A 24009-nucleotide genomic window follows, 5' to 3' on the forward strand; every position below is an offset into this window, starting at 1 on the left:
TGGATAATCCGTGTGGAACGACGCTCGCACTACCAACCTGATCGCCAACACGCTAGCCGTGCTGGCGGTTTGCGCCATGCTCCTGGCGGGCGTGGTGTGGGTAGCGCAGCGCCCGTTCTTCACGCTGTCGGCCATCGAACTGGAGTCCATGCCGGACACCGAGCTGCACTATGTGTCGCCGGGAGCCGTTCGGGCAGCGATCGCCGGTCGCTTCAAGGGCAACTTCTTCACGGTGGACCTGGACGACGCGCGCGAGATTTTCGAATCGGTGCCGTGGGTGCGCCATGCCACCGTGCGCCGGATCTGGCCCAATGTGCTGCGCGTCCGGATCGAAGAACAGCAGCCTTTGGCGCTGTGGAACGAGAACCAGATGATCAACACCTGGGGCGAAGCGTTCACGGCGAACACGGGCGAGGTGGACGACGAAACCGTGCTGCCGCAGTTCTCCGGGCCCGAGGGCACCGAGCCGCTGGTCGTGCAGCGCTACGCCGAATTGGCGCGCTGGTTCGCGCCGCTGGACATGCATGTGAAGCAGCTGGAACTGAGCCCGCGCTACGCGTGGCGAGTCGTGCTGTCCAACGGCATGTTGCTGGACCTGGGCCGCGATCCGGGCGCCGATGCGCCGGATCCGCACGGCTTGCCCGGGGCACTGCCGTTCGCGGCCCGTATTCAACGCTTTGTGCAGGCGTGGCCCGCCGTGTCGGGACGCCTGGAAGGGCGCACCATCACGCAAGCCGACCTGCGCTATCCGAATGGTTTCGCCCTGGCGCTGGCTCCGTTGCCCGCGTCGGAAACCAAATCCAAATCCACACCGAAACCTCCCAAGAAACGCTAACGCCATGACCCGTGACATCAAGGACCTTATCGTCGCCCTCGATATCGGCACCAGCAAGGTGGTGGCTGTGGTGGCTGAAATTTTGCCCGAAGGGCGATTCGAAGTGCTTGGCCTGGGCCAGCACGAATCGCGCGGCATGCGCAAGGGCGTGGTCGTCAATATCGAGACCACTGTGAATTCGATTCAGCGCGCGCTTGAAGAAGCCGAGCTGATGGCAGATTGCAAGATTCGCGACGTCTACACCGGCATTGCCGGCAGCCATATCCGCAGCTTCAACTCCAGCGGCATGGTCGCTGTGAAGGACAAGGAAGTCACCGCCACCGACGTTGCCCGCGTCATCGAGACCGCCAAGGCGGTGAACATCCCGACGGACCAGCAGGTGCTGCATGTGCTGACCCAGGAGTTCATCGTCGACGGCCAGGAAGACATTCGCGAGCCCATCGGCATGAGCGGCCTGCGGCTGGAAGTGCGCGTGCATATCGTGACGGGTGCGGTCAGCGCCGCGCAGAACATCGTCAAGTGCGTGCGCCGCTGCGGCCTGGAAGTGCAGGATCTGATCCTGCAACCGCTGGCCTCCAGCCTGGCCGTGCTGACCGCCGACGAAAAAGAGCTGGGTGTCGTTCTGGTCGACATCGGCGGCGGCACGACCGATGTCGCCATTTTCACCGGCGGCGCCATTCGCCACACCGCAGTCTTGCCGATCGCCGGCGACCAGATCACCAACGACATCGCGGCCATGTTGCGCACGCCGACACCGGACGCCGAAGAAATCAAGCTGCGCTACGGCGTGGCCAAACAGGTACTGGCCAGCCCGGACGAGTCCGTGGAAGTGCCGGGCCTGGGCGACCGCGGCCCGCGGCAGGTCAAGCGCCAGGCGCTGGGCGCCGTGATCGAGCCGCGCGTGGAAGAACTGTTCACGCTGGTGCAGCAGGTGGTGCGCGATTCCGGCTACGAAGATCTGCTGGCGTCGGGCGTGGTTCTGACCGGCGGGTCGGCGCAGTTGCCCGGCATGATCGAACTGGCCGAAGACGTGTTCCTGAAGCCGGTGCGCGTGGCGGTCCCCGAGTACGAAGGCAGCCTGGCCGACGTGATGCGCAATCCGCGCTTCTCGACGGTGATGGGCTTGCTGCAGGAAGCCCGCATGCAACGCGTGCGAGGCCGCAAGGTCGCGGCGCAGACCGGCAATTTCAAGAGCCTGCTGGCGCGCATGAAGGAATGGTTTATGAATTAAAGGGTGCAGGTTGGGGCCTGCTCCTTGGTGCGATCCGCGGCGGTATTGCGGGGAACACCAGAAAGAGGAGGCGTCTCAAACCCGTGGCGGACCTATGTAGTCGGCATCGGCTTTGAGGCGATTCACAAAAGATAGGCTGTTGGGGAATTTTTGTGATTTGCAAAATCGGACTTGTGAGGGAGTCATCATGATGAACTTTGAGATGCTTGAGAACAACACCAAAGGGACCGTAATCAAGGTCGTTGGTGTGGGCGGTGCGGGCGGCAATGCCGTCGCGCACATGATTCGCAACGGCGTGCACGGCGTGGATTTCATCTGCGCCAACACCGATGCGCAAGCGCTGGCGGCAACCAATGCCCCGGTGCAGATTCGTCTGGGCCGTACCGGCTTGGGCGCGGGCGCCAAGCCCGAGCAGGGACGTGCGTCGGCTGAAACCGCGCGCGAGGAGATCCGTGCCGCGCTGAACGGCGCGCACATGGTCTTCATCACCGCCGGCATGGGCGGTGGCACCGGCACCGGCGCAGGTCCGGTCGTGGCCGAAGTGGCAAAGGAACTGGGCATCCTGACCGTTGGTGTGGTCACCAAGCCTTTCACGTTTGAAGGCAACAAGCGCCTGAAGATGGCCGAGGACGGCATTGCCGAACTGGCCAAGCACGTGCATTCGCTCATCGTGGTGCTCAACGAGAACCTCTATGAACTGATGGACGAGGACGCGACGCAGGAAGACTGCTTCCGTTCGGCCGACGATATCCTGCACAACGCGTGCGCGGGCATCGCCGAAATCATCAACGTCGAAGGTAACGTCAACGTCGACTTCGAAGACGTCAAGACGATCATGGGCGAGCAAGGCCAAGCCATGATGGGCACGGCATCGGCTTCGGGCGCTGATCGCGCACGCGTCGCCGCCGAGCACGCCATTGCGTGCCCGCTGCTGGAAGGCGTGGACCTGAACGGCGCTCGCGGCGTGCTGGTCAACATCACCGCCAGCCGTTCGCTGAAGATGCGCGAAACGCGCGAAATCATGGAAACGATCCGCAGCTATGCTTCGGACGACGCGACCGTGATCTTCGGTACGGCCTACGACGAGACGATGGGTGAAAACCTGCGTGTGACCGTGGTGGCAACGGGCCTGGGCCGTGCGCAAGCGCGTCCGCAACTGGTTCAAAACACCGCTGAAGTGCTCCGCACCGGTACCGACAACATGCCCATGGGCACGATGCCGGCCGGCCAAGGTGGCGATTACCGCAATCTGGACATGCCGTCGGTCATGCGCAATCCGCGCAGCCAGGCATCCGCCCAGGTGCGCGCGTTGGAAAGCTCGGGCATGGATCATTTCGACATCCCGGCGTTCTTGCGTAAGCAGGCGGATTGAACCAAAGAGCCGACCACAGGCTCTAAACGCACTCCCTCATCTCCGGCTTGCCTGTCCCCGCGGGCAAGCCGGAGGCGGAGCGGTCCGTGTTTCCCTTGCACGGTTCTAATAAGGGACGGAGGTATCGGTCGATCCCGCGCGCCTGATGGCGTCAAGGGTCGGACAGCGTTACAATACGTCAGTTACGCCGGCAATCTGTTCTCTTCGTGCCGGCTTCCTGGCTCTAACATCCAAGTCTCATGTTCCGACAGCGCAGCATTCAGAATCTAGTCCGCACGACAGGCGTCGGCGTCCACTCCGGACGGCGGGTAGAACTCACCCTGCGCCCGGCGCAACCCAATACTGGCATCGTTTTCCACCGCGTTGACCTGCCGCAGGTCGTTGACCTGCCCGCGCAAGCCACCGGCGTGGGCGACACGCGCATGGCGTCCGTGCTGCAACAGGGCAATGTCCGCGTCTCGACGGTGGAACATCTCATGTCGGCGCTGGCCGGCCTGGGTATCGACAACCTGCATATCGACCTCACTGCCGAAGAAGTTCCCATCATGGACGGCAGTGCGGCAACGTTCGTTTATCTATTGCGCTCGGCCGGTATCGTCGAACAGAATGCGCCCAAGCAATTCATCCGCGTCAAAAAGACGGTGGAAGTGCGCGAAGGCGAAGGCCGCAGCGAAAAGTGGGCTCGCCTGGAACCCCACGAGGGCTACTCGCTGGCGTTCTCGATCGACTTCCGCCACCCCGCCATCGACTCCACGGCCAATTTCGCCGAGATCGATTTTGCGACGCACTCGTATGTGCGCGAGATCGCCCGCGCGCGCACCTTCGGGTTCGTGAACGAAGTGGAAGCCTTGCGTTCGATGGGCCTGGCCCGCGGCGGCAGCCTGGATAACGCCATCGTCATGGACGAGTACCGCGTGCTGAACAGCGACGGGCTGCGTTACGACGACGAATTCGTGAAGCACAAGATCCTGGACGCCATCGGCGATCTGTACCTGTTGGGCAAGCCTTTGGTGGCGCGCTATGTGGCGTGCAAATCGGGCCACGGCCTGAACAACCAATTGGCCCGCGCGCTGCTTGCTCAGCAAGACGCCTGGGAACTGGTCACCTATGAATCGCAGGCAGAGGCGCCCCAGGCGTTTCGCCACGAGTGGCAGCTGGCCTGACGCCAGGCCTCAATCGAACCTGAACACCGCGGCTTGCCCGCGATCCCGTTCAGATGCCTGCCAAAGGATGGTGGAGGTTGCCATCCTACGGAGCAAAAGTCGCCATCCGGTCACCAAGCTATCGGACTATCCATCCAAAAACTTGGTTTCGCTTCGTTTCCGGGTATCCCTGGCGCGGGACACATCAGATTGCTTCAGCTACTCTTGTGATGCCTCAAGAGCTTGGCGACCGCGTCGGCCAACGGGCCGGGGCTAAGGTTGTCGCGCAGTGTCTCGAAGGCGCCCAGGGCTTTGTCCCCCAACGGTTGCGCTTCTTTGGGAGGGCGTGGCTGGCGGGCGCCGGGCTTCGGTAACCCCGCTTGTACCTTGACGGCAATTTCGTTAAGGTTCCAGCCTTGGTCTGCCAAGGTACGCGCGATGCGCGGCGCCAATTGACGCATCTTGGCGGCATGGGCGGCACTGGGCACCACCAGATGCAGGCACTGGTTTTCCAGTTTGCCCACTTGGCAGACAGCACCCAGCGGGGCGGGCAGAACCGCCGCCACCGCATACTGAATTTGCAAGTGCTTGCGGGCAGTCGCCAATACCCCGGCGCCCCGCATGTCATGACCCAGCCATCCGAGCGCGGTATTTTCTTTCCGCCGGCTGGAACCGGAACGTTGACGGGTTGAAGCAGGTCTATTCATCCCGGCTCTAAAGAATTAGGAAGCAACCTTGAAAATCGTGATTATGCACGCCCGCGACGGGCGGGACGGGCATTTCACCCTGGGAGGCGCGCGACTGGCGTTGTTTCTCGGGGCCGCGCTCATGACGGCAGCCATCTTTGGCGCCGCGCTACAACGATACCTTACTCCGATACTGCCCACCGTACAGACCGTGGGTTGGCCCCTGGCGGGGCAACCGGGCCGAGACACCGACTTCCTGCGTGGAAACATGAACCTGCTGGCTGCCAAGGTGGGCGCGCTGCAGGCCAAGCTGGTCAGCATCGACGGGTTAGGGCAACGCGTGGCCAAGGTCGCCGGCGTGGCCTACACCGATCCGGAACTGGCCAAGCAGCTGGCTTCGGCGCAGCCCGAAGCGCTGACCCAGCCCGAAGCCACCCAGGTCATGGACGATCTGTTCACCGACCACCCGCCGCCCAGCGCGGCCTCGGCCGAAGCGCTGGGCCGCCAACTGGACGAAATCCAGGCGCGGCTGGCGCAGCAGTCCGACAACCTGAAACTGCTGGACGCGGCACTGACCAAGCGATCGGCGGATCAGGCGCGCATGCCCACTGCCATGCCGATCACCGACTATCCCTATCTGACTTCGTCTTATGGCTGGCGTCGCAACCCGGTGACGGGGCGCACGGCCATGCACGAAGGGCTGGATTTCGCGGCCCCGTCCGGCACGCCGATCCTGGCCGCCTCGGGCGGCGTCGTGCTGGAAGCCAAGTTCCAGCCGGGTTTCGGCAATATGGTCGAAATCGACCATGGCGACGGGCTGATCACCCGCTATGCGCATGCCTCGTCGCTGATGGTCAAGCAGGGGCAATTGGTTGACCGCGGCCAGCAAGTGGCGCGCGTGGGCAGTTCGGGCCGCTCTACCGGCCCGCACCTGCACTTTGAAGTCCGGCTCGCTGGCCAGCCGCTGGACCCGCGCCTGTTCCTGGGGGCGCAGCAGCATGCACCGCCCGCAGTGGCCCAGGCCGCCGCCACTGAACCCACGGCGCGCTGACCGGTCCAACAGGACAACAACAGCACCCTGGTCATAGATCCAGGCTATTACGCTCCAGGTGCGTTAAACTGGTTCGTTTCCCAGCGGACCCCCGCTCAACCAATAACATCAAAGTCACGGGTGACGCTGCCCTGGCCCTTTGCAGGCGCGGCGTGGCACGTGCGGCCGACATACGCATGGTTTCTCTGCTCAAAAAACTCATAGGTAGCCGCAACGACCGGCTGCTTAAGCAGTATCGCAAGCTGGTAACCCAGATCAATGGGCAGGAGCCCAAGATTTCCGCGCTTTCCGATGCGGAGCTGGCGGCCAAGACTGACGAATTCCGATCCCGATACGCCCAGGGCACTAGCCTGGACGACCTGCTGCCCGAAGCATTCGCCGTTGTGCGCGAAGCCGGCAAGCGGGTGTTCGGCATGCGCCACTTCGACTCCCAGTTGCTGGGCGGCATCGCGCTGCACAGCGGCAAGATCGCCGAAATGCGCACGGGGGAAGGCAAGACGCTGATGGCGACGTTGCCCGTCTACCTGAACGCGATCGCCGGCAAGGGCGTGCATGTCGTGACGGTGAACGACTACCTGGCCCGCCGCGATGCCGAATGGATGGGGCGTCTGTACCACTTCCTGGGCATGACCACCGGCGTGGTGGTGCCTCAGCAGCCCAACGATGAAAAGAAGGCCGCTTATGCTGCCGACATCACGTATGGCACCAACAACGAATTCGGCTTCGATTACCTGCGCGACAACATGGAATACCGTGTTGAGGACCGCCGCCAACGCGTGCTGTTCTACGCCATCGTCGACGAAGTGGACTCGATCCTGATCGATGAAGCCCGCACGCCGCTGATCATCTCCGGCCAGGCTGAAGACCACACCGAGCTCTACATCCGCATGAACGCGGTGCCGCCGTTGCTCAAGCGCATGGCCAGCGAGCCCAAGCCGCAGGAGCCGGAACCCGAAGGCGACTACTGGGTCGACGAGAAGAGCCAGCAGGTCTACCTGTCCGAAGCCGGGCACGAAAACGCCGAAGCCATCCTGGCCCGCCTGGGCATCCTGCCGGAAGGCGAGTCGCTATACGATCCCCGCCATATCGCGCTGATGCACCACCTGATGGTGGCCCTGCGCGCCAACAACCTGTTCTTCCGCGACCAGCAGTACGTCGTGCAGGACGGTGAAGTGGTGATCGTCGATGAATTCACCGGGCGCCTGATGGTGGGCCGCCGTTGGTCCGATGGCCTGCACCAGGCCGTCGAAGCCAAGGAAGGCGTGAAGATCCAGCACGAAAACCAGACGCTGGCTTCCATCACGTTCCAGAACTACTTCCGCATGTACGAAAAGCTGTCCGGCATGACCGGCACGGCCGATACGGAAGCATACGAATTCCAGGAAATCTACGGGCTTGAAACGGTCATCATCCCGACCAACAAGCCCATGATCCGCAAGGACCAGAACGATCAGGTCTTCAAGACCGATCCGGAAAAGTACAACGCGATCCTCGAAGACATCCGTGACTGCCACGAGCGTGGCCAGCCCGTGCTGGTGGGCACGACCAGCATCGAAAACTCCGAGCTGCTGTCGGGCCTCTTGAAAAAGGCCAAGCTGCCGCACGAAGTGCTGAACGCCAAGCAGCACGCCCGCGAGGCCGAAATCGTGGCCGAAGCCGGCAAGCCGGGTCACATCACCATCGCCACCAACATGGCGGGCCGCGGCACTGACATCGTGCTGGGTGGCAGCGTCGACAAGCAGGTCGACCTGATCCGCGCCGACGAATCGCTGTCGGAAGCTGAAAAGACCGCGCGCATCGAGAAGATCCGCGCCGAATGGAAGCCGCTGAACGAGCAGGTGAAGGCCGCCGGCGGCTTGCGCATCATTGGCACCGAGCGCCACGAATCGCGCCGTATCGACAACCAGCTGCGTGGCCGCGCCGGCCGCCAGGGTGATCCGGGCTCTTCCCGCTTCTACCTGTCGCTGGAAGATTCGCTGATGCGCATCTTCGCGGGCGACCGCGTGCGCGCCATCATGGAACGCCTGAAGCTGCCGGAAGGCGAGCCCATCGAGGCGGGCATGGTGACGCGTTCGATCGAAACCGCGCAACGCAAGGTGGAAGGCCGCAACTTCGACATCCGCAAGCAATTGCTGGAATACGATGACGTGGCCAACGACCAGCGCAAGGTGCTGTATTCGCAGCGTAACGACGTGCTGGAAGCCGCCAGCGTCAGCGCCACGGTGAACAACCTGCGCGACGCGGCCGTGGTTGAAATGTTCAACACGTATGTGCCGCCGGAATCGGTCGAAGACCAGTGGGATGTGCCGGGCCTGCAAAAAGCGCTGGAAGCCGATTGGCACCTGCACTTGCCGCTGACCGAAATGCTGGAGAAAGAACCCAACCTGAACGACGACGACCTGCGCGAACGGGTGGTGGCCGCGGCGCGCGATGCGTACCAGGCCAAGGTCGACCAGGTGGGCGTTGAGTCGTGGTCGCAGTTCGAGCGTTCGATCATGCTGCAATCCATCGACACGCACTGGCGCGAACACCTGTCGTCGCTGGATTACCTGCGTCAGGGCATCCATTTGCGCGGTTACGCGCAAAAGAACCCCAAGCAGGAATACAAGCGCGAAGCCTTCGAACTGTTCTCGGGCATGCTGGATCGCATTCGCGACGACGTCGTGCGCGTATTGATGACGGTGCGCGTGCAATCGTCCGAGCAGGTCGAACAGGCCGAAGCGGAAGCGGCGCAATCGCATGTGCAAAACGTGCAATACCACCACTCCGACTACGACGAAGCGCTTGCCCAGACGGAATCGGAAGACGGCGCGCAGCCCGTGCGCAACGCGCTGCCGAAGGTCGGCCGTAACGATCCGTGCCCGTGCGGCAGCGGCAAGAAGTACAAGCAATGCCACGGCAAGCTCGTCTGACCCGGGAATAACGCCATGCTGCATTCCGTCGGCCGTACCGAATTCGACCATGCCGTCGTCATGGTGCGTGACCGGCTGGATGCGCTGGCGCCGCATTTCGAACGCCAGGGTTTTCACCTGAGCGACAAGGCGGTGCATAACTTGGGGTCGTGCAATCGGCTGATCGTGCTGGAAGGCACGTATGTCGAGCTGCTGGGTTGGCCGCCGGGGGCGCCGCCCGCCCGCAAGGAAATCGCCGATTCGCCGTTTGGCCTGGAAGCGCTGGTGTTCCGCACCTATGACGCGGAAGCGACCTATGAACGGCTGAAGGCGGCGGGGTTTGCCGTGAACCCCGTGCAGGAACTGACGCGTCCGGCCATGCTGGACGGCCAGGAAGTGCAGGCCCGTTTCCATACCGTGCGTTTTGCCGAGCAGCCCTTGCCCGGCATCCGCATGTATTTTTGCCGCCATTTGACGCCCGAGTGCGTGTGGTCGCCCGATTTGATGGCGCACCCGAATGGCGCGCGCAGCCTGTTGCGTATCGGCGCCCGTTCGGCGGATGCGCGGGCGGTGGCTGAGCGCCTGGCGCTGGTGGCCGACGTCTCGGCCGAGGCCACGACCGGCGGCTGGGACGTGCCGTTGGCCAATCTGCGCATCCAGGTGCAGCAAGATGCCGTGGCCACGACGCCCACGCTGACCACGCTGACGCTGGAAAACCGTGACGGCGCGCACTACACGCTGGATACCGGTCTGTAGGATGGGTGGAGCGCGGAAGGCCGCGAAGCAGAACCAGGACCTTCAGCGCGCGTAACCCATCAAGCAGCGACGGATTCCCGGCGGCACCAGCCTCCAGGCAAATGCAGCGATCAATTCCCGGCGGCACCAGCCTCGACGCAAATGTAGCGATGGATTCTTGGCCATTGCAATCACAGTGCAACCGTTGCTTGATGGGTTGCGCGCGCTACGTAGCCGTGTCCTTACGCTAAATTCTCTCGCGCTTCACCCATCCTACGTGCTGTTGCGCTCAGGCTGATGCGCGCGCGATTGCCTGCGTGCGTCCGGGCAAACCCGGGTTGTCGGGTAAAGTGTATGCACTTTAGTATGCACTTTATCTTCCCTGGAAAACGCTCCGCGGCATGACGCAAACCTCTTCCGCTACCCGACCCGCCGCCCGCACCTCCGCTGGCCAGGCCGAGCTGTACGGCGCGGTCAAGGCGATGGCCGTGCGCTTTGAGTTCAAGCCGGGCGAACGCATCAATGAGGTCGAGCTGGCGCGGCGTCTGAATGTCAGCCGCACGCCGCTGCGAGAGGTGCTTAACCAGTTGATGGTGGAGGGATTCCTGACCCGGTCGGTCAACCGGGGTTTCATCGCCCGCCTGCTGGACGCCAAGCAGATCCATAGCCTGTACGAATACCGCGCCGTGCTGGAAACGGGCATTGTGCGCGCCGCTTGCGAGCGTGCAAGCGATGAGGAATTGGCCAGTCTGCGCCAATTTGTCGAACGGTCCCGCGATGTGCCCGAAGACAGCGACGCGACGCGTCTGCTGGAACTGGACGAAGCCTTCCACCTGCAGTTGGCCCGCTTGTCGCGCAACGAGGAGTTCGTGCGCGCGCTGGAAAGCGTCAACGCCCGCATCCATTTCGTGCGCTGGATCGACATGCAGCAGGGCCGGCGAAGCCACACCCAGGGCGAGCACCTGCGCCTGGTGCAGGCGCTGGAGCAGCGCGACATCGACGCTTTGCCCGGATTGATGGGCGCGCATATTGGCCGCCGGCTGGACCAGATCACCGACGTGATACGGACGGGTTTTTCAACGATTTACATGCGGGACCAGGCCGAACCCGCCACGGCAGCGCCGGCCAACACCATGACAACAGGGGAAAAACAATGACTCACACGATGAAGCGGGTACTGGCGGCGCTATGCGCGGCGGCGGCTGCGGGGGGCGCCATGAGCGCGGCGCCCGCTGCTGCCGAGGAACGGCCGTTGATCCTGGTGGTGCCGTATCCGCCCGGCGGCAGCACCGACATCCTGGCGCGCATTCTGCAGCCGCGCTTGTCCCAGCAATTGGGCGGCCGCGCGGTGGTGGTGGAAAACCGTCCCGGCGCGGCCAGCCAGATCGCGACGGCCTTCGTGGCCCGCGCCGAACCCGACGGCAATACGCTGCTGGTCAGCTTCGACAACCACGGCATCAATCCCGCCGTGAAACCCAAGCTGCCATACGACACGTTCAAGGACTTCGTGGCGATTTCGCAGACGGTGCGGTTTCCGTTGGTAATCGGCGCGAACCCCAGCGTGCCTGGGGATAACCTGAAGGCGTTCCTGGCGGCTGCCGCCAAAGAATCGCCGAACAAATTCAACTATGCGTCCACGGGCGTCGGTTCGCTGAATCACCTGGCGCCGGAAGAACTCAAGCGTCTGTCGAAAGTGGAGCTGCTGCACGTCCCGTATGGCGGCGGCGGGCCGGCCATCCAGGCCGTGGTGGGCGGGCAGGCCAACATGACGTGGCTAAGCTTCGCGGCGCTGCGCGGCCAGATCCAGGCCGGCAAGATCAAGCCGCTGGCGGTGGCGGGTGAAAAGCGCCTGCCGGAACTGCCCAATGTGCCGACGGTGGCCGAGTCCGGGTTTCCGGGTTTCGTCGCCTATTCCTGGAGCGGCATGTTCGCGCCGAAGGGCACGCCCGATGCAACGGTCAAGAAGCTGACCGCGGACTTCAAGGCCGTGCTGGCCGACCCCGAAATCAAGAAGAAGGTGACCGAGGCGGGCTTCGAAATCGTGGCGTCCGACGGCCCCGCACTGGATGCGTACGTGAAGTCGGAGTACGACCGCTGGAGCGCCTTCATCAAGAGCAGCAACATCAATCTGGATAACTGAGTGGCGGACGGCCGGGCGGTTCGCCACCCGGTCCCGTCCACGATACACGTGGAGATGATATGGAAAACTTGACCGGCGCCGAAGCCATGGTGCGGATGCTGCAGCACAACGGCGTCAAACATATTTTTGGCCTGTGCGGCGACACCAGCTTGCCGTTTTACGACGCGCTATACCGCCTGGACCACGGCATGCAGCACATTCTGACGCGCGACGAGCGCAGCGCGGGCTACATGGCTGATGCCTACGCCCGCGTGACCGGCAAGGTCGGCGTTTGCGAAGGCCCCAGTGGCGGCGGCGCCACCTATCTGCTGCCCGGCCTGGTCGAAGCCAACGAATCGTCGATTCCCGTGCTGGGCATCACGTCCGATGTGGCGGTGGGTTCGCGCGGCAAGTACCCCCTGACGGAGTTGGACCAGGAAGCGATGTACCGGCCCCTGACCAAGTGGAACCGCACGATCGACCGGGCCGATCAGATTCCGGGCATGGTGCGCGCGGCGTTCCGTGCCATGACCACCGGCAAGCCCGGCTCGGCGCACCTGTGCTTTCCGTATGACGTGATGAAACAGCAAGTGGACGCGTCGGATGTCTGGGCGCAGCCGGAGCACGGCCAGTTTCCGTCAATGCGATTCGCGCCCGACCCGGCGGATGTGGCCCGTGCCGCGCAGCGCCTGGTCGGCGCACGCGCGCCGGTCATCATCTGCGGCGGCGGCGTGGTCATTGCCGGTGCCAGCGGCGCCTTGCAGACCTTGGCGGAAACGCTGAAAGCGGCCGTTTGCGTGACGGTCAGCGGGCAGGGCAGCCTGGCGGACACGCACCCGCTGAATGCCGGCGTAGTGGGCTCCAACGGCGGCGTGATGGCCACGCGCGATGTGGTGGCCGCGGCCGACGTGGTGCTGTTCGTGGGTTGCCGCGCCGGCTCGACGTCAACCGAGCACTGGCGCTTCCCGAACCGCGACGTGCCCATTCTGCACATCGACATTGACCCGATGGTGATCGGCGCCAATTACCTGACCGAAGTGGGCCTGGTGGGCGACGCCAAGCTGGCGCTGGAAGCGCTGGGCGCCGAAGTGCAGGCCCGCCTTGCGCACCGGAACGCCGACGCGGTTGATGGCGCGGTGCTGGCCGGCCGCGCCAAAGCCGCGCGCCTGGCGCAGCTGGAGCCGCTGGCCAATAGCCTGGACGCGCCGATCCGTCCGGAACGTGTCGTGCAATCGCTTAACCGGCTGTTGCCTGACGACGCCATCGTGTGCGCGGATCCCGGCACGCCTTGCCCGTATTTCTCGGCCTATTACGACGTGTCGCGCCCTGGCCGCCATTTCATCACCAACCGCGCCCATGGCGCATTGGGTTTTTCGATGTCGGCCGCGCTTGGTGCGTGGGTCGGCCGGCCGCAATCCAAGTGCGTGTCGGTGATGGGCGATGGCAGCTTCGGCTTCACGGTGGGCGAACTGGAAACCATCGTCCGGCACAAGGCGCCGCTGTTGATGATCGTGTTTTCGAACTCGGTCTACGGCTGGATCAAAGCCAGCCAGAAGGCGGGCTACGACGAGCGCTACTACAGCGTGGACTTCAACCGCACCGACCATGCCCGCATCGCCGAAGCCTATGGCGTGAAGGCCTGGCGCGTGGAAGACCCGTCCAAGCTGGACGCCGCCATCAAGGCCGCCATGGAGCATGACGGCCCGGCGCTGATCGACGTGGTCGCGCAGCCCCTCCAGGATGCGGCGGCGCCGGTCAGCCAGTGGATGGGTTGATCGAAGACGCATGGCAAGGGGCCCTTCGGGGCCCTTTTTCATGGGGGTGGCGTGTTTCCGCCAGGACGACGTCTGCGCCATGGCGCCAGACGGGCGTGGCGGCGCCGAAGAATTCGATTCCGAAGGGCGGCTAGCGCTCCTATACTGGTGCGCTTCGGCGCAGCGGCGCATGCCGGCGGCGCGACACGCAACGGGAGCGATAGCATGGACCTGGGGATCAGCGGCAAAACGGCATTGGTCTTTGGCGGCAGCCGCGGCATGGGCCGGGCGTGCGCGTTGCAACTGGCGCGTGAAGGGGTGGCGGTCACGATCGCGGCCCGCAACCCGCAAACGCTGGAGCAGGCCGCCGCCGAAATCTCGCGGGAAACCGGAATCGGCGTGGGCTGGGTGTCCGCCGACCTGACCCTGGCGCAAGGCCGGGACGCGGCCATCGCCGCATGCCCCCACCCGGACATCTTGATCAACAACGCCGACGGCCCCTTGCCTGGGGACTTCCGGGATTGGACGCGAGAGGACTGGATCGCGTCGCTGGATGCCATGATGCTAGGGCCGATCGACATGATCCGGCGCGTGGTCGATGGCATGATCGAGCGCCGCTTCGGCCGCATCGTGAACATCGTGTCGCGCAGCGTGAAGGCGCCGCATGCCGAACTGGGCTTGTCCAACGGCGCGCGATCAGGCCTGATCGGCTTCGTGGGCGGATTGGCGCGTCAGACCGTGCGGCACAACGTCACCATCAACAACCTGCTGCCCGGCGCCTTTGCCACCGACGCGCAAGTCAGGCATATCCAGGGCATGGTGGAGCAGTCCGGCGGCAAGACGTTCGACCAACTGTGGGACGAGCGCGGGCGCGCGAATCCGGCGGGGCGCTACGGACAGCCCGAAGAGATCGGGGCCCTGTGCGCGTATCTCTGTTCCGCGCATTCCGGCTACATGACGGCGCAGAGCATCCTTATCGATGGCGGCGGTTACCCGGGCACGTACTAGACGGGGCTTGGCCGGCGACGGGGCGGCCCTCGGCTGGACGCCGGCAGGCGCAACAGGCAAGATTGCACCACTGCGTTGAGGACACCATGGACCAGACCGACATCAAGATATTGGCGCTGCTGCAGAAGGACGCCACCTGTTCGGTCGCTGAAATCGCCGAGCAGGTGAACCTGTCCGTGACGCCATGCTGGCGCCGCATCCAGAAGCTGAAGGATGACGGCGTCATCGCCCGCAACGCCATCCTGCTGGACCCCCGTGCGCTAGGTCTGAACCTGACGGTGTTCGTGTCCATCAAGACCAGCCAGCACAACGAGAAATGGACGCAGAGCCTGATCAACGCCGTCATGGCGCTGCCCAACGTCGTGGAATTCCACCGCATGGCAGGCGATATCGATTACCTGCTGAAAGTCGTGGTCGAGGATATGGCGGCTTATGACCGCTTCTATCGCCGGCTGATCGGCGCGGTGGACTTGCTGGACGTCAGTGCCAGCTTCTCGATGGAAGTCATCAAAAGCACCACGGAATTGCCGCTGGACGCGGTCTAGGCGCCAGCGCGCAAATTTTTTCCGCGCACGCGGGGTGTGGCGGATGCAAATTTCTTTCGGCGTGTTTCGAAGGCCCAATCGCGCAATTCTTTTGCGTGGCAGGCGGCGTAGGATATCGATCATTCCCGCTGGGGAATGAATCGGGATATCAGAGGACCCTATGTCGTTGGTTGTACCCGCCCGCTGTGCCGGTCTGGCAAAAACGCGGCAAGCGCTATCGGTGGACGACCTGCTGGCCGGATGGAACGGCGTGGACGATTTGTGGGTGTTCGCCTACGGATCCCTGATCTGGCATCCCGGGTTTTCTTGGCGCGAGCGCCGTCTGGCGACCGTGCGCGGTTATCACCGGTCGCTGTGCCTGTGGTCGCATGATCATCGCGGGTCGCCGGACAACCCGGGTTTGGTGTTCGGCCTGAACCGCGGCGGCTGCTGCCGTGGCGTGGCGTTCCTGATCGCGGCGTGCGACGTTCCGACGGTGTTCCAGGCGCTGTGGCGCCGCGAAATGGTGACCGGCGCCTATACCCCCCGTTGGCTGACCTGCCACACCGAGGCCGCGCCCGTGCAGGGACTGGTCTTCTTGCTGAACCGCACCTGCCAGGAGTACGCGGCCGACCTTAGCGACGACCGCCTGCTGGCGTCGGTGCGCAATGCCGTCGGCCAATCCGGCCCTTGCCTGGACTACGTGGTGGAAACCGAGCGCGCGTTGCGCGCGCATGGCATCGATGATTGGCGGCTGGGGGATCTGGTCCGCAAATTGGGCCAGGCGTTTTAGGCGCCGCCGCGCCCCTAGAACTGCCAGCGGCCGAAGACGAACAATACGTTGCCCGCGCCGGACGAGCCGGGGATGTAGGTCGCGTAGAGCATGGCATCCTTGTAGCCAGCGCCCACCAGGGGCAAGATCCCGGGGAACGGCACGTAGCTCATGATGTCGTGGCGCGCCGTCAGGAAGACGGTGTAGCCCGCGCCCAGGCGGAAATTCTGGCTGACCTGTCCGATCTTCAGGAAACCGTAGCCGGCGATGGGTTCGACCTTGCTGTGCGAATCCAGGAACGCCATGGCGTACAGGCCCTGCCAGTCCCCGTCTTCATCGTAGAGGCTGCGGCCGTAGCCGCCGCCCCAGGCAAGTTCGTTGAAGCTATCGATTTTCTCGCGGCTGTAGGTGGCGCGGTTATGCCACGCGTAGCCGGTCACGTAGAGGTCGTGGCCGCCTTCGCTCCAGATCTGGTCCAGGCGGTTGCAGGCCGAGTGGGCCCACGAGGGCAGGTCTTCACAAGCTTCGGCGGTGGCGGCGAAAGTCGAGAGCAGCACGAAAAAGAGTGCTGCCCGGAGTTTGGCGGTCATTGCGGGCACTAAGGAAAAGATGACAGTTCCATGACTTTACATGGAGTCAACGCATTTTCCCTGTCACTTGGCTGTCATGGGACAGTGTGAGCCCCGCCCGCCCACGAGACACGGCGGGCAGGCAAACAAGATAATGTGCGACTGTCGCGGCAAGGCTACAGCAGGAAGAACGTGGCCAGGCCCAGGAAGATGAAAAACCCCAGCGAGTCGGTGGCGAAGGTCAACAGCACCGATGAGCCCATCGCCGGATCCTTGCCGAAGCGGGCGCGCACCATCGGCACCAGCACGCCGACCGAAGCGCCGACCAGCATGTTGCAGACCATCGCCGCCATCATGACCAGCGCGATCGACATCGAATGGGAGATCACCCACGCGAACAGGGCAGCTACCAGGCTGCCGCACAACCCCACCAGCAAGGTCACGAAGAGTTCGCGCTTGACCAGTTGCCACAGGTTGCGCCCGGTGATCCGGCCCATGGCCAGCGCCCGGATAATGAGCGTCATGGTCTGGTTGCCCGAGTTGCCGCCGATGCCGGCGACGATGGACATCAGGAAGGCCAGGATCACGATCTGGCTGACGGTGCCTTCAAACTGGGATGCCACGAAAGAGGCCGTGGCGGCGGTACAGAGGTTAAGCAGCAGCCAGGGGGCGCGGTTGCGCAAGGCGGTGCTGACCGGCGCGAAGATGTCTTCTTCTTGCAGACCGGCGCGCGACAGCGCCTGTTCCTGCGAGTCTTCGCGCATCACGTCCACGACGTCCGCGATGGTGACGCGGCCGATCAGGCGGCCCTGGTCGTCCATCACGGGCGCGGACACCAGGTCGTAGCGTTCGAACGCGCCGGCGGCGTCGGCGTCGGAATCCAGCGGATTCAGCGCCAGGAAATCCGAATTCATGACGGCGCGCACTTCGGTTTCGGGTTCGCTGACCAGCAGGCGTGACAGCGGGAGGATGCCCTGCAGCTTGTCTTGGCGGTCTACGACGAAGATCTGGTCGGTGTGGTCGGGCAGTTCGTGCAGGCGACGCAAATAGCGCAGCACCACTTCCAGCGTGACGTCCTCGCGCACCCGGACCATTTCGAAGTCCATGATCGCGCCCACGCTGTCTTCCGGATAGCCCATGGCTTCCAGCAACTGCGCGCGTTCCTCTTCGGTCAGCCCTTTTTGAACTTCGGCCACCACGTCGGGCGGCAGGTCGGGCGCCAGGTCGGCCAGTTCGTCGGCGTCCATGTTGCCGGTGGCGGCGACCAGGTCCTGGCGGTCCATCGCTTCGATCAGCGATTCCCGCACCCAGTCTTCGACTTCCAGCAGCACGTCCGCGTCGTGTTCGGGGCTGACCAGCTTCCAGATGGCCTGGCGTTCGTCCTTGGGCAGCGATTCCAGGATGAAGGCGATGTCGGCCGGGTGCAGGCCGTCAAGCAGGGTCTTGAGTTCCGCCTCGTGCTGGCGGTGCACCAGGTCTTCGACCAGGGTGGCCTTGGCGTCGCCTTCTTCCTGGCGATGCACCAGATCGGCCACCAATTGCTGGCGGCGCAGGCGTTCCTGCACTTCGGCCAAGGCGGTCTGGGCGTCTTCCGGGTCCAGGCGGCGGGGCGTCGCGGGCGGTTTCTGCGCGGCGGCGGACTGCGTCATGCGTTACGGCTCAAAGAGTGGGAAGGGGGCGGCTGCGCCGCGCTTCGTCGGTGGCGACGTAGGTCAGCGTGGCCTCGGTGACCTTGACGACTTCGGCGTCCAGGCGCTGACGTTCGGCGTAGACCTCGACCGACACCGTGACCGACGTCGTGCCGGTCTTGGTGATGGATGCGTAGAAGCTGAGGAGGTCGCCCACGAACACGGGCTCTTTGAACTGGAAGGCATTGACCGCGACGGTGGCCACGCGGCCCGCGGCGCGGCGGGCGGCGGGTATCGACCCGGCGATGTCGACCTGGGCCATGATCCAGCCGCCAAAGACGTCCCCGTGGATGTTCGCATCCGCCGGCATCGGCATGACGCGCAATACCGGGTCGCGATGGGCGGGCAACGTCGTAAACGGGGTTTTGGTGCTGGAGGTCATGCGGCCGACTCCAAAGCAAGGGAACCAGCCGATTATGCAGGAAAAACGAGACAGCGGCGTGCGCGGCGGAGCCCGTCGCGGCGCATTGCCGCGACGGGCCGGCGATCAGGTCGCCAACTTCACGATACCGTAGCCGCCAACCAACAGCCAGGCGTACAGGATAAGGCCCAGGGCCATCACGCGGGGGCCGGCTTTCTTGATCTGGGCGAAGCGCGTTTCGATGCCCAGCGCCGTCATGGCCATGGTCAGGGCAAAGACGTCCAGGCGGCGGACGGCGGCGATGGCGTCGGGCGGGATGATGTTCAGCGAGTTGATGATGGCCAGCACCAGGAAGCCGACCGCGAACCACGGAATCGGCAGCTTGGCGCCCTTGGCCTGGCCGCCGGCCTGGCTGGCGGCGCTGCGCAGATACATGCCCAGAACCAGCAGGACCGGCACCAGCAACGCCACCCGGGTCATCTTGACGATGGTGGCCACTTCCGTGGTGGCCGGGTCGATGTTGCTGGCGGCGCCGACGACCTGCGCCACTTCATGGATCGTGCCGCCGATGTAGATGCCAAGCGCCTGGGTATCCAGATTGAGCCAGCCGGCATGGTAAAGAATGGGGTACAGGAACATGGACAGGGTGCCGAACAGCACCACGGTGGCGACCGCGACGGCGCTTTTGTGCGGGGCTGCCCGCAGCGTGGGTTCGAATGCCAGCACGGCGGCCGCGCCGCAGATCGCGCTACCCGCGGCGGTCAACATGGCGGTGTCGCGGTCCAGGCCCAGCATGCGCTGCCCCACGACGGTGCCAATCAGCAAGGTGCCCAGCACGACGGCCACCGACACGGCCAGCCCGGGCAGCCCGACGGCGGCGATCTGCTGGATGCTGATGTTCAATCCGTAGAACGCCACGGCGATGCGCAGCAGGCGGCGCGCGGTGAAATTCACGCCCGCGCCCCAATCGGCCGGCATCGTGCCGCGCAGGAAGTTGCCGTACAGCATCCCGCAGACGATGCCCACGACCAGCGGCGAAAATCCCAATTGGCGAATGGCGGGCAGGTCGGCCAGCTGCATCACCGCACCCGCCATCAGGCCGACGAATAGCACCCCGTTGAGTTTGTCACGCCAAGGCGTGGCCGAGGCTGATGGTGCGGCAGCCGGTGCTGCGGCAGCCCGTGCTGCGGCAGCTGGCCCTGTAGGGGCTACGGTGCTGACGGGGAGGGGGGCGGTGGTGCTGGAAGAGGTGCTCATGGCGGCCCTTTGGGCATATCTAAATAACTTCACGAAATATTAGATCTCGGCCTATTATTTGAAAAATCTTTATTTTCAATATGTACTATCAGAAAAACTGATACCTCCGTCATCATGACCCCAGACCAGCTACTAACCTTCGCCTGCGTGGCCGATACCGGCAACATCAGCCGTGCCGCGCAGGTGCTGCATTTGTCCCAACCCGCCGTATCGGGCCAGTTGCGCATGCTGCAGGAATGGTTCGGCGAACCGCTATACCGCCGCAGCGGCCACGGCATCGCGTTGACCGAGGCGGGAGAGCGCCTGGCGGAACAGGCGCGGCAACTGCGCCAGGTGTATCGCCAGGCGCAGGCGGTACGCGAAACCTGGCGCGGGCTGGAGACGGGTGCATTGCGCCTGGGCGCCAGCACCACGCCCGCTAGCTACCTGCTGCCACGCCTGGTGGCGGATTTCCGCCAGGGTTTCCCGTCCGTCAGCCTGCATCTGTCCGATGGCAATACTCGGGAAATCGTCGAACGGCTGCCTGCGCTGGACCTGGCTTTCATTGAAGGGGACGTACCCGCCGGGCTGCCCGCGGATACCGCCGTGCATGCCTGGCGGCAAGATGAAGTCGTGGCGATTGTGCGGGCGGACCACGCGCTGGCGGGCAAAGGGGCGGTGACTTTGCGGGATCTGGCCGCGTCCCCGCTGGTCATGCGCGAACCGGGATCAGGCGTGCGCAGGTTGGTCGAACGCGCCTTCGCGGATGCGGGGCTGGCGCCATCGGTGGGGCTGGAACTGGCGGGTGTCGAAGGCGTAAAGCAGGCGGTGCGCGCCGGCTTGGGGGTGGGGTTCGTGTCCGTCATGTCGATGCGGCACGAAGACGGGGCATTGGCGGCGTTGCGCCTATTGCCCAAACCGCTGACGCGCACGCTAAGCATCCTGGTGCCGCATGCGGACGCCGCCGCCCGCGCCACCGGCCGCTTTTTGGCGATGTGCCTGGCGGTCGGGGCGGGGGACGGCGGGTAGGGTCAGGCCTTGGCCAGGCGCTTGAGCGCCAACTGGACCCAGTAGGTGCCGCCCAGCGGCAGCAATTCGTCATTGAAGTCGTAGCTGCCGTTGTGCAGCATGCAAGGGCCCAGGCCGTGGCCGCTGTCGCGGTGGTCGCCCGTGCCGTTGCCGATCCAGACGTAGCAGCCGGGCAGCTCCTGCAGCATGAATGCAAAGTCTTCCGCGCCCATCGTGGGTTGCACGTGGTCGTTGACGTTGGCCTCGCCCACGATGTCGCGCAGCACGTCGGCACAGAACGCGGCTTCTTCGGCGTGGTTGATGGTGGGCGGATAGTTGCGCTGGAAGGTGAATTCCACTTCGCAATCCATGGCCGCGCAAGTGTGGCGCGTGATCTCTTCCATACGGCGTTCGATCAGGTCCAGCACGTCCAGCGTGAACGTGCGCACGGTGCCGCGCAATTCGGCATGGTTGGGCACGACGTTGTCCGCGCTACCGGCGTGGATTTGCGTGATGCTCAGCACGGCCGCGTCCAGCGGATTGCGGTTGCGCGTGATGATGGTCTGCAGCGACTGCGCCAGCTGCACGGCCGCCATCACCGGGTCGATGCCCAGGTTGGGCATGCCGGCGTGCGTGCCCTTGCCCTTGACCACGATGGAGAATTCGTTGCTGGACGCCATGATGGGGCCTGGCGTCAGGCCAAACTGGCCGGGCTTCATGCCGGGCCAGTTGTGCATGCCGAACACGGCTTCCATCGGAAAACGCTTGAACAGGCCGTCGTCGATCATGCGCTTGGCGCCGCCGCCGCCTTCTTCGGCGGGCTGGAAAATTACATAGACAATGCCGGCGTAATCGCGGTGCTGCGCCAGGTATTGCGCCGCGGCCAGCAGCATGGCGGTGTGGCCGTCATGGCCGCACGCGTGCATCTTGCCTTCGTTCTTGCTGGCGTGCGCAAAGGTGTTGACCTCTTGCATGGGCAGCGCGTCCATGTCGGCGCGCAGGCCCACGGCGCGGTCCCCGGGCTGGTTGCCGCGGATGATGCCGACGACGCCGGTGCCGCCCAGTCCGCGGTCGACTTCGATACCCCATTCTTCAAGCTTGGCCGCCACGACGTCAGCCGTGCGGAATTCCTGGAAGGCCAATTCGGGATGCGCGTGGATGTCGCGTCGGATCTTGGAGATATCGTGATGCCAGGCGACGATAGGTTCGAGCAGTTTCATGGGGGAAGTCAGGCGGAAAAAGGGAACGCAACAAGGTTATCATCAATCAAAAATCTATTTAATGGAGACAACTACCATGACACGTCCGTGGCTAGCCCATTACCCGCAGGGGGTGCCGGCAGAAATCTCCACTGAGGGTTATTCCTCACTGGCCGACTTGCTGGACCGGGCCTGCAAGCAATACGCCTCGCGCATCGCCTGCACCGCGATGGGCAGCGATATCACGTATGCCCAACTGGACCGGCATGCGCGCGCGTTTTCCGGCTGGCTGCAAAGCCTGGGGCTGCCCAAGGGCGCCCGGGTGGCGCTGATGATGCCGAACGTGCCCGCGTATCTGGTCGGCATGCTGGGCACGCTGCGTGCCGGGCTTGTCGTAGTGAACGTGAATCCGCTGTACACGGCCGACGAGCTTGGGCGCCAATTGCAAGACAGCGGCGCGTCCGTCATCCTGATCCTGGAAAACTTCGCGCACACGCTGCAGGCGGTGAAAAATCGCGGGCAGCTCAAGCATATCGTCGTGACCGGGCCGGGCGACCTGCTGGGCGGCCTGAAAGCCCCCATCGTCAACTTCGCCGCGCGGCACATCAAGAAGATCGTGCCGGCCTGGCGAATCGACGGCGCGCGCATGCTGCCTCGGGTGCTGGGCGAGGGCGCGGGCCTGCCATTCACGCCACCCGTGCTGACAATGGACGACGTGGCGGTGTTGCAATACACCGGCGGCACCACCGGCGTGCCCAAGGGCGCCATGCTGTCGCACCGCAACCTGACGGCCAACGTGCTGCAGACGGAAGCGGTGGCGCAGCCCGTCGTGCACGACCTTGCGGACAGCCAATTGACCATCATCAGCGCGCTGCCGCTCTACCACGTGTTCGCGATGACGGTGTGCGGCCTGTATGGTCTGCACGCAGGCATGCGCAACGTGCTCATCATCAATCCGCGCGACCAGCCTTCGCTGATCAATGCGTGGCGCAAGGTGCCGATCAATCTGTTCCCTGGTGTCAATACGCTGTTCAACGCGCTGGCGCACAACCCGGACTTCGCGAAGCTGGATTTCTCGGCCTTGCGGCTGACGCTGGGCGGCGGCATGGCCGTGCAGCAACCCGTGGCCGAACGATGGCTGAAGATCACCGGCCGGCCGCTGATCGAAGGCTACGGCTTGTCCGAGACCTCGCCCGTCGCCACGGTGAATCCCACCAACGCCACGGCGTATTCGGGTTCCATCGGCTTGCCGCTGCCGTCCACCGACGTGGCCATCCTGGACGACGCCGGCCGCGAAGTGCCGCTGGGCGAACGCGGCGAAGTGGGCATCCGCGGGCCGCAGGTCATGCTGGGGTATTGGCAGAAGCCCGAGGAAACGCAGCAGTCCATGACGGCCGACGGGTTCTTTCGCACGGGAGACATCGGCATCATGGATGAACAGGGCTACACGCGCATCGTCGATCGCAAAAAAGACATGATCGCGGTCTCCGGCTTCAAGGTCTATCCGAACGAGGTCGAAGCCGTGGTGGCGCAATTGCCGGGCGTGCTGGAATGCGCGGCCATCGGCGTGCCCGACGAGCACTCGGGCGAAGCCGTCAAAGTCTTCGTGGTGAAGAGCGATCCGTCGTTGACCGAGGCCCAGGTGCAAGACTGGTGCCGCGAAAAGCTGACGGGCTATAAGCGGCCGCGCTTCGTGGAGTTCCGCGAAGAACTGCCCAAGAGCAACGTGGGCAAGATCCTGCGCCGCGAACTCCGGCCCGATGCGCCGGCCGCCACCCCTGCGGGCAAAGCTGCCGCGTAAGCCGGGCTAAGCCGCACGTAAGCCCCG

The 24009-nt window shown here is 64.4% G+C and carries 21 protein-coding genes; 15 read left to right on the forward strand and 6 right to left on the reverse strand.

Annotation, left to right across the window (positions count from 1 at the left end):
- Window positions 1-10 precede the first annotated feature (10 nt).
- The 4 genes from ACI0FO_RS00100 (at window position 11) to lpxC (ending at window position 4601) form a co-directional block, all read left to right on the forward strand.
- Window positions 11-835, forward strand: coding sequence for a cell division protein FtsQ/DivIB (locus ACI0FO_RS00100; protein ID WP_416023205.1), 825 nt, complete (start codon window positions 11-13; stop codon window positions 833-835).
- 4 nt (window positions 836-839) lie between these two features.
- Window positions 840-2066 carry a cell division protein FtsA gene (gene ftsA / locus ACI0FO_RS00105; RefSeq protein WP_006217473.1) on the forward strand — a complete coding sequence of 409 codons (1227 nt, stop codon included), beginning with the start codon at window positions 840-842 and terminating at the stop codon, window positions 2064-2066.
- 187 nt (window positions 2067-2253) lie between these two features.
- Window positions 2254-3438 (forward strand): cell division protein FtsZ, encoded by a 1185-nt coding sequence (ftsZ, locus tag ACI0FO_RS00110; RefSeq protein WP_416023207.1) that lies wholly within the window; start codon window positions 2254-2256, stop codon window positions 3436-3438.
- Window positions 3439-3677: 239 nt separating this feature from the next.
- Window positions 3678-4601, forward strand: coding sequence for a UDP-3-O-acyl-N-acetylglucosamine deacetylase (lpxC, locus tag ACI0FO_RS00115; protein WP_416023209.1), 924 nt, complete (start codon window positions 3678-3680; stop codon window positions 4599-4601).
- 194 nt (window positions 4602-4795) lie between these two features.
- On the opposite strand, the gene ACI0FO_RS00120 is transcribed toward lpxC, so the two are convergent.
- Window positions 4796-5203: a DciA family protein gene (locus tag ACI0FO_RS00120; RefSeq protein ID WP_416023211.1), complete on the reverse strand. Its 408-nt coding sequence runs from the start codon at window positions 5201-5203 to the stop codon at window positions 4796-4798.
- A 127-nt stretch (window positions 5204-5330) separates the two neighbouring features.
- Here ACI0FO_RS00120 and ACI0FO_RS00125 point away from each other — a divergent pair, with 127 nt between their 5' ends.
- From ACI0FO_RS00125 to ACI0FO_RS00165, 9 genes are all read left to right on the forward strand, one after another.
- Window positions 5331-6317, forward strand: coding sequence for a M23 family metallopeptidase (locus ACI0FO_RS00125; RefSeq protein WP_416024516.1), 987 nt, complete (start codon window positions 5331-5333; stop codon window positions 6315-6317).
- A 176-nt stretch (window positions 6318-6493) separates the two neighbouring features.
- The gene (gene secA / locus ACI0FO_RS00130; protein ID WP_416023213.1) at window positions 6494-9229 is read left to right on the forward strand and encodes a preprotein translocase subunit SecA; all 2736 of its coding nucleotides are present in this window, start codon (window positions 6494-6496) and stop codon (window positions 9227-9229) included.
- A gap of 15 nt (window positions 9230-9244) precedes the next feature.
- The gene (locus ACI0FO_RS00135) at window positions 9245-9964 is read left to right on the forward strand and encodes a VOC family protein (protein WP_416023215.1); all 720 of its coding nucleotides are present in this window, start codon (window positions 9245-9247) and stop codon (window positions 9962-9964) included.
- A 380-nt stretch (window positions 9965-10344) separates the two neighbouring features.
- Window positions 10345-11100: a GntR family transcriptional regulator gene (locus ACI0FO_RS00140; RefSeq protein WP_416023217.1), complete on the forward strand. Its 756-nt coding sequence runs from the start codon at window positions 10345-10347 to the stop codon at window positions 11098-11100.
- On the forward strand, window positions 11097-12083 hold the full coding sequence (locus ACI0FO_RS00145) for a tripartite tricarboxylate transporter substrate binding protein (RefSeq protein ID WP_105555512.1): 987 nt from the start codon (window positions 11097-11099) through the stop codon (window positions 12081-12083). Before ACI0FO_RS00140 ends, ACI0FO_RS00145 begins: the two co-directional genes overlap by 4 nt.
- A gap of 59 nt (window positions 12084-12142) precedes the next feature.
- Complete coding sequence (locus tag ACI0FO_RS00150) at window positions 12143-13837, forward strand: thiamine pyrophosphate-binding protein (protein WP_416023218.1); 1695 nt, start codon at window positions 12143-12145, stop codon at window positions 13835-13837.
- Window positions 13838-14041: 204 nt separating this feature from the next.
- Window positions 14042-14824: an SDR family oxidoreductase gene (locus tag ACI0FO_RS00155; protein ID WP_416023220.1), complete on the forward strand. Its 783-nt coding sequence runs from the start codon at window positions 14042-14044 to the stop codon at window positions 14822-14824.
- Window positions 14825-14910: 86 nt separating this feature from the next.
- The gene (locus ACI0FO_RS00160; protein ID WP_105555509.1) at window positions 14911-15369 is read left to right on the forward strand and encodes an Lrp/AsnC family transcriptional regulator; all 459 of its coding nucleotides are present in this window, start codon (window positions 14911-14913) and stop codon (window positions 15367-15369) included.
- 160 nt (window positions 15370-15529) lie between these two features.
- Entirely contained in the window at window positions 15530-16141 is a 612-nt protein-coding gene (locus tag ACI0FO_RS00165) for a gamma-glutamylcyclotransferase (protein WP_416023222.1), read from the forward strand.
- A gap of 14 nt (window positions 16142-16155) precedes the next feature.
- Here the strand turns inward: ACI0FO_RS00165 and pagP are convergent, their stop codons facing one another.
- The 4 genes from pagP to ACI0FO_RS00185 all read right to left on the reverse strand — a co-directional run bounded on the left by pagP (window position 16156) and on the right by ACI0FO_RS00185 (window position 19995).
- A complete protein-coding gene (gene pagP, locus ACI0FO_RS00170; RefSeq protein ID WP_416023224.1) occupies window positions 16156-16710 on the reverse strand; it encodes a lipid IV(A) palmitoyltransferase PagP in 555 nt (184 codons plus the stop codon).
- Window positions 16711-16865: 155 nt separating this feature from the next.
- The gene (gene mgtE / locus ACI0FO_RS00175; RefSeq protein WP_416023226.1) at window positions 16866-18338 is read right to left on the reverse strand and encodes a magnesium transporter; all 1473 of its coding nucleotides are present in this window, start codon (window positions 18336-18338) and stop codon (window positions 16866-16868) included.
- Window positions 18339-18348: 10 nt separating this feature from the next.
- Window positions 18349-18759: an acyl-CoA thioesterase gene (locus tag ACI0FO_RS00180; protein ID WP_416023228.1), complete on the reverse strand. Its 411-nt coding sequence runs from the start codon at window positions 18757-18759 to the stop codon at window positions 18349-18351.
- A gap of 105 nt (window positions 18760-18864) precedes the next feature.
- Window positions 18865-19995, reverse strand: coding sequence for a YeiH family protein (locus ACI0FO_RS00185; protein ID WP_416023230.1), 1131 nt, complete (start codon window positions 19993-19995; stop codon window positions 18865-18867).
- Between the two features lie 114 nt (window positions 19996-20109).
- Between ACI0FO_RS00185 and ACI0FO_RS00190 the strand changes: the two genes are divergently transcribed.
- The gene (locus ACI0FO_RS00190; protein WP_416023232.1) at window positions 20110-21003 is read left to right on the forward strand and encodes a LysR family transcriptional regulator; all 894 of its coding nucleotides are present in this window, start codon (window positions 20110-20112) and stop codon (window positions 21001-21003) included.
- A gap of 2 nt (window positions 21004-21005) precedes the next feature.
- Here ACI0FO_RS00190 and ACI0FO_RS00195 read toward each other — a convergent pair whose 3' ends face one another.
- Window positions 21006-22202, reverse strand: a complete 1197-nt coding sequence (locus ACI0FO_RS00195) for a M20 aminoacylase family protein (RefSeq protein ID WP_169273326.1) — start codon at window positions 22200-22202, stop codon at window positions 21006-21008.
- Window positions 22203-22278: 76 nt separating this feature from the next.
- Between ACI0FO_RS00195 and ACI0FO_RS00200 the strand changes: the two genes are divergently transcribed.
- On the forward strand, window positions 22279-23982 hold the full coding sequence (locus ACI0FO_RS00200; protein WP_416023234.1) for an AMP-binding protein: 1704 nt from the start codon (window positions 22279-22281) through the stop codon (window positions 23980-23982).
- Window positions 23983-24009: the final 27 nt, after the last annotated feature.

The sequence above is a fragment of the Achromobacter marplatensis genome, from assembly GCF_049060505.1.
Classification (GTDB): Bacteria; Pseudomonadota; Gammaproteobacteria; order Burkholderiales; family Burkholderiaceae_B; genus Achromobacter; species Achromobacter marplatensis_A.

What these genes read in the sequence shown, in the direction of transcription:
- ACI0FO_RS00165 (WP_416023222.1), top strand. Translation starts at nt 15,530, where the DNA reads ATGTCGTTGGTTGTACCCGCCCGCTGTGCCGGTCTGGCAAAAACGCGG.
- pagP (WP_416023224.1), bottom strand. Translation starts at nt 16,710, where the DNA reads ATGACCGCCAAACTCCGGGCAGCACTCTTTTTCGTGCTGCTCTCGACT.
- ACI0FO_RS00185 (WP_416023230.1), bottom strand. Translation starts at nt 19,995, where the DNA reads ATGAGCACCTCTTCCAGCACCACCGCCCCCCTCCCCGTCAGCACCGTA.
- ACI0FO_RS00180 (WP_416023228.1), bottom strand. Translation starts at nt 18,759, where the DNA reads ATGACCTCCAGCACCAAAACCCCGTTTACGACGTTGCCCGCCCATCGC.
- mgtE (WP_416023226.1), bottom strand. Translation starts at nt 18,338, where the DNA reads ATGACGCAGTCCGCCGCCGCGCAGAAACCGCCCGCGACGCCCCGCCGC.
- ACI0FO_RS00145 (WP_105555512.1), top strand. Translation starts at nt 11,097, where the DNA reads ATGACTCACACGATGAAGCGGGTACTGGCGGCGCTATGCGCGGCGGCG.
- ACI0FO_RS00195 (WP_169273326.1), bottom strand. Translation starts at nt 22,202, where the DNA reads ATGAAACTGCTCGAACCTATCGTCGCCTGGCATCACGATATCTCCAAG.
- ACI0FO_RS00125 (WP_416024516.1), top strand. Translation starts at nt 5,331, where the DNA reads ATGCACGCCCGCGACGGGCGGGACGGGCATTTCACCCTGGGAGGCGCG.
- ACI0FO_RS00150 (WP_416023218.1), top strand. Translation starts at nt 12,143, where the DNA reads ATGGAAAACTTGACCGGCGCCGAAGCCATGGTGCGGATGCTGCAGCAC.
- ACI0FO_RS00190 (WP_416023232.1), top strand. Translation starts at nt 20,110, where the DNA reads ATGACCCCAGACCAGCTACTAACCTTCGCCTGCGTGGCCGATACCGGC.
- ftsZ (WP_416023207.1), top strand. Translation starts at nt 2,254, where the DNA reads ATGATGAACTTTGAGATGCTTGAGAACAACACCAAAGGGACCGTAATC.
- lpxC (WP_416023209.1), top strand. Translation starts at nt 3,678, where the DNA reads ATGTTCCGACAGCGCAGCATTCAGAATCTAGTCCGCACGACAGGCGTC.
- ACI0FO_RS00155 (WP_416023220.1), top strand. Translation starts at nt 14,042, where the DNA reads ATGGACCTGGGGATCAGCGGCAAAACGGCATTGGTCTTTGGCGGCAGC.
- secA (WP_416023213.1), top strand. Translation starts at nt 6,494, where the DNA reads ATGGTTTCTCTGCTCAAAAAACTCATAGGTAGCCGCAACGACCGGCTG.
- ACI0FO_RS00135 (WP_416023215.1), top strand. Translation starts at nt 9,245, where the DNA reads ATGCTGCATTCCGTCGGCCGTACCGAATTCGACCATGCCGTCGTCATG.
- ACI0FO_RS00140 (WP_416023217.1), top strand. Translation starts at nt 10,345, where the DNA reads ATGACGCAAACCTCTTCCGCTACCCGACCCGCCGCCCGCACCTCCGCT.
- ACI0FO_RS00160 (WP_105555509.1), top strand. Translation starts at nt 14,911, where the DNA reads ATGGACCAGACCGACATCAAGATATTGGCGCTGCTGCAGAAGGACGCC.
- ACI0FO_RS00120 (WP_416023211.1), bottom strand. Translation starts at nt 5,203, where the DNA reads ATGCGGGGCGCCGGGGTATTGGCGACTGCCCGCAAGCACTTGCAAATT.
- ftsA (WP_006217473.1), top strand. Translation starts at nt 840, where the DNA reads ATGACCCGTGACATCAAGGACCTTATCGTCGCCCTCGATATCGGCACC.
- ACI0FO_RS00200 (WP_416023234.1), top strand. Translation starts at nt 22,279, where the DNA reads ATGACACGTCCGTGGCTAGCCCATTACCCGCAGGGGGTGCCGGCAGAA.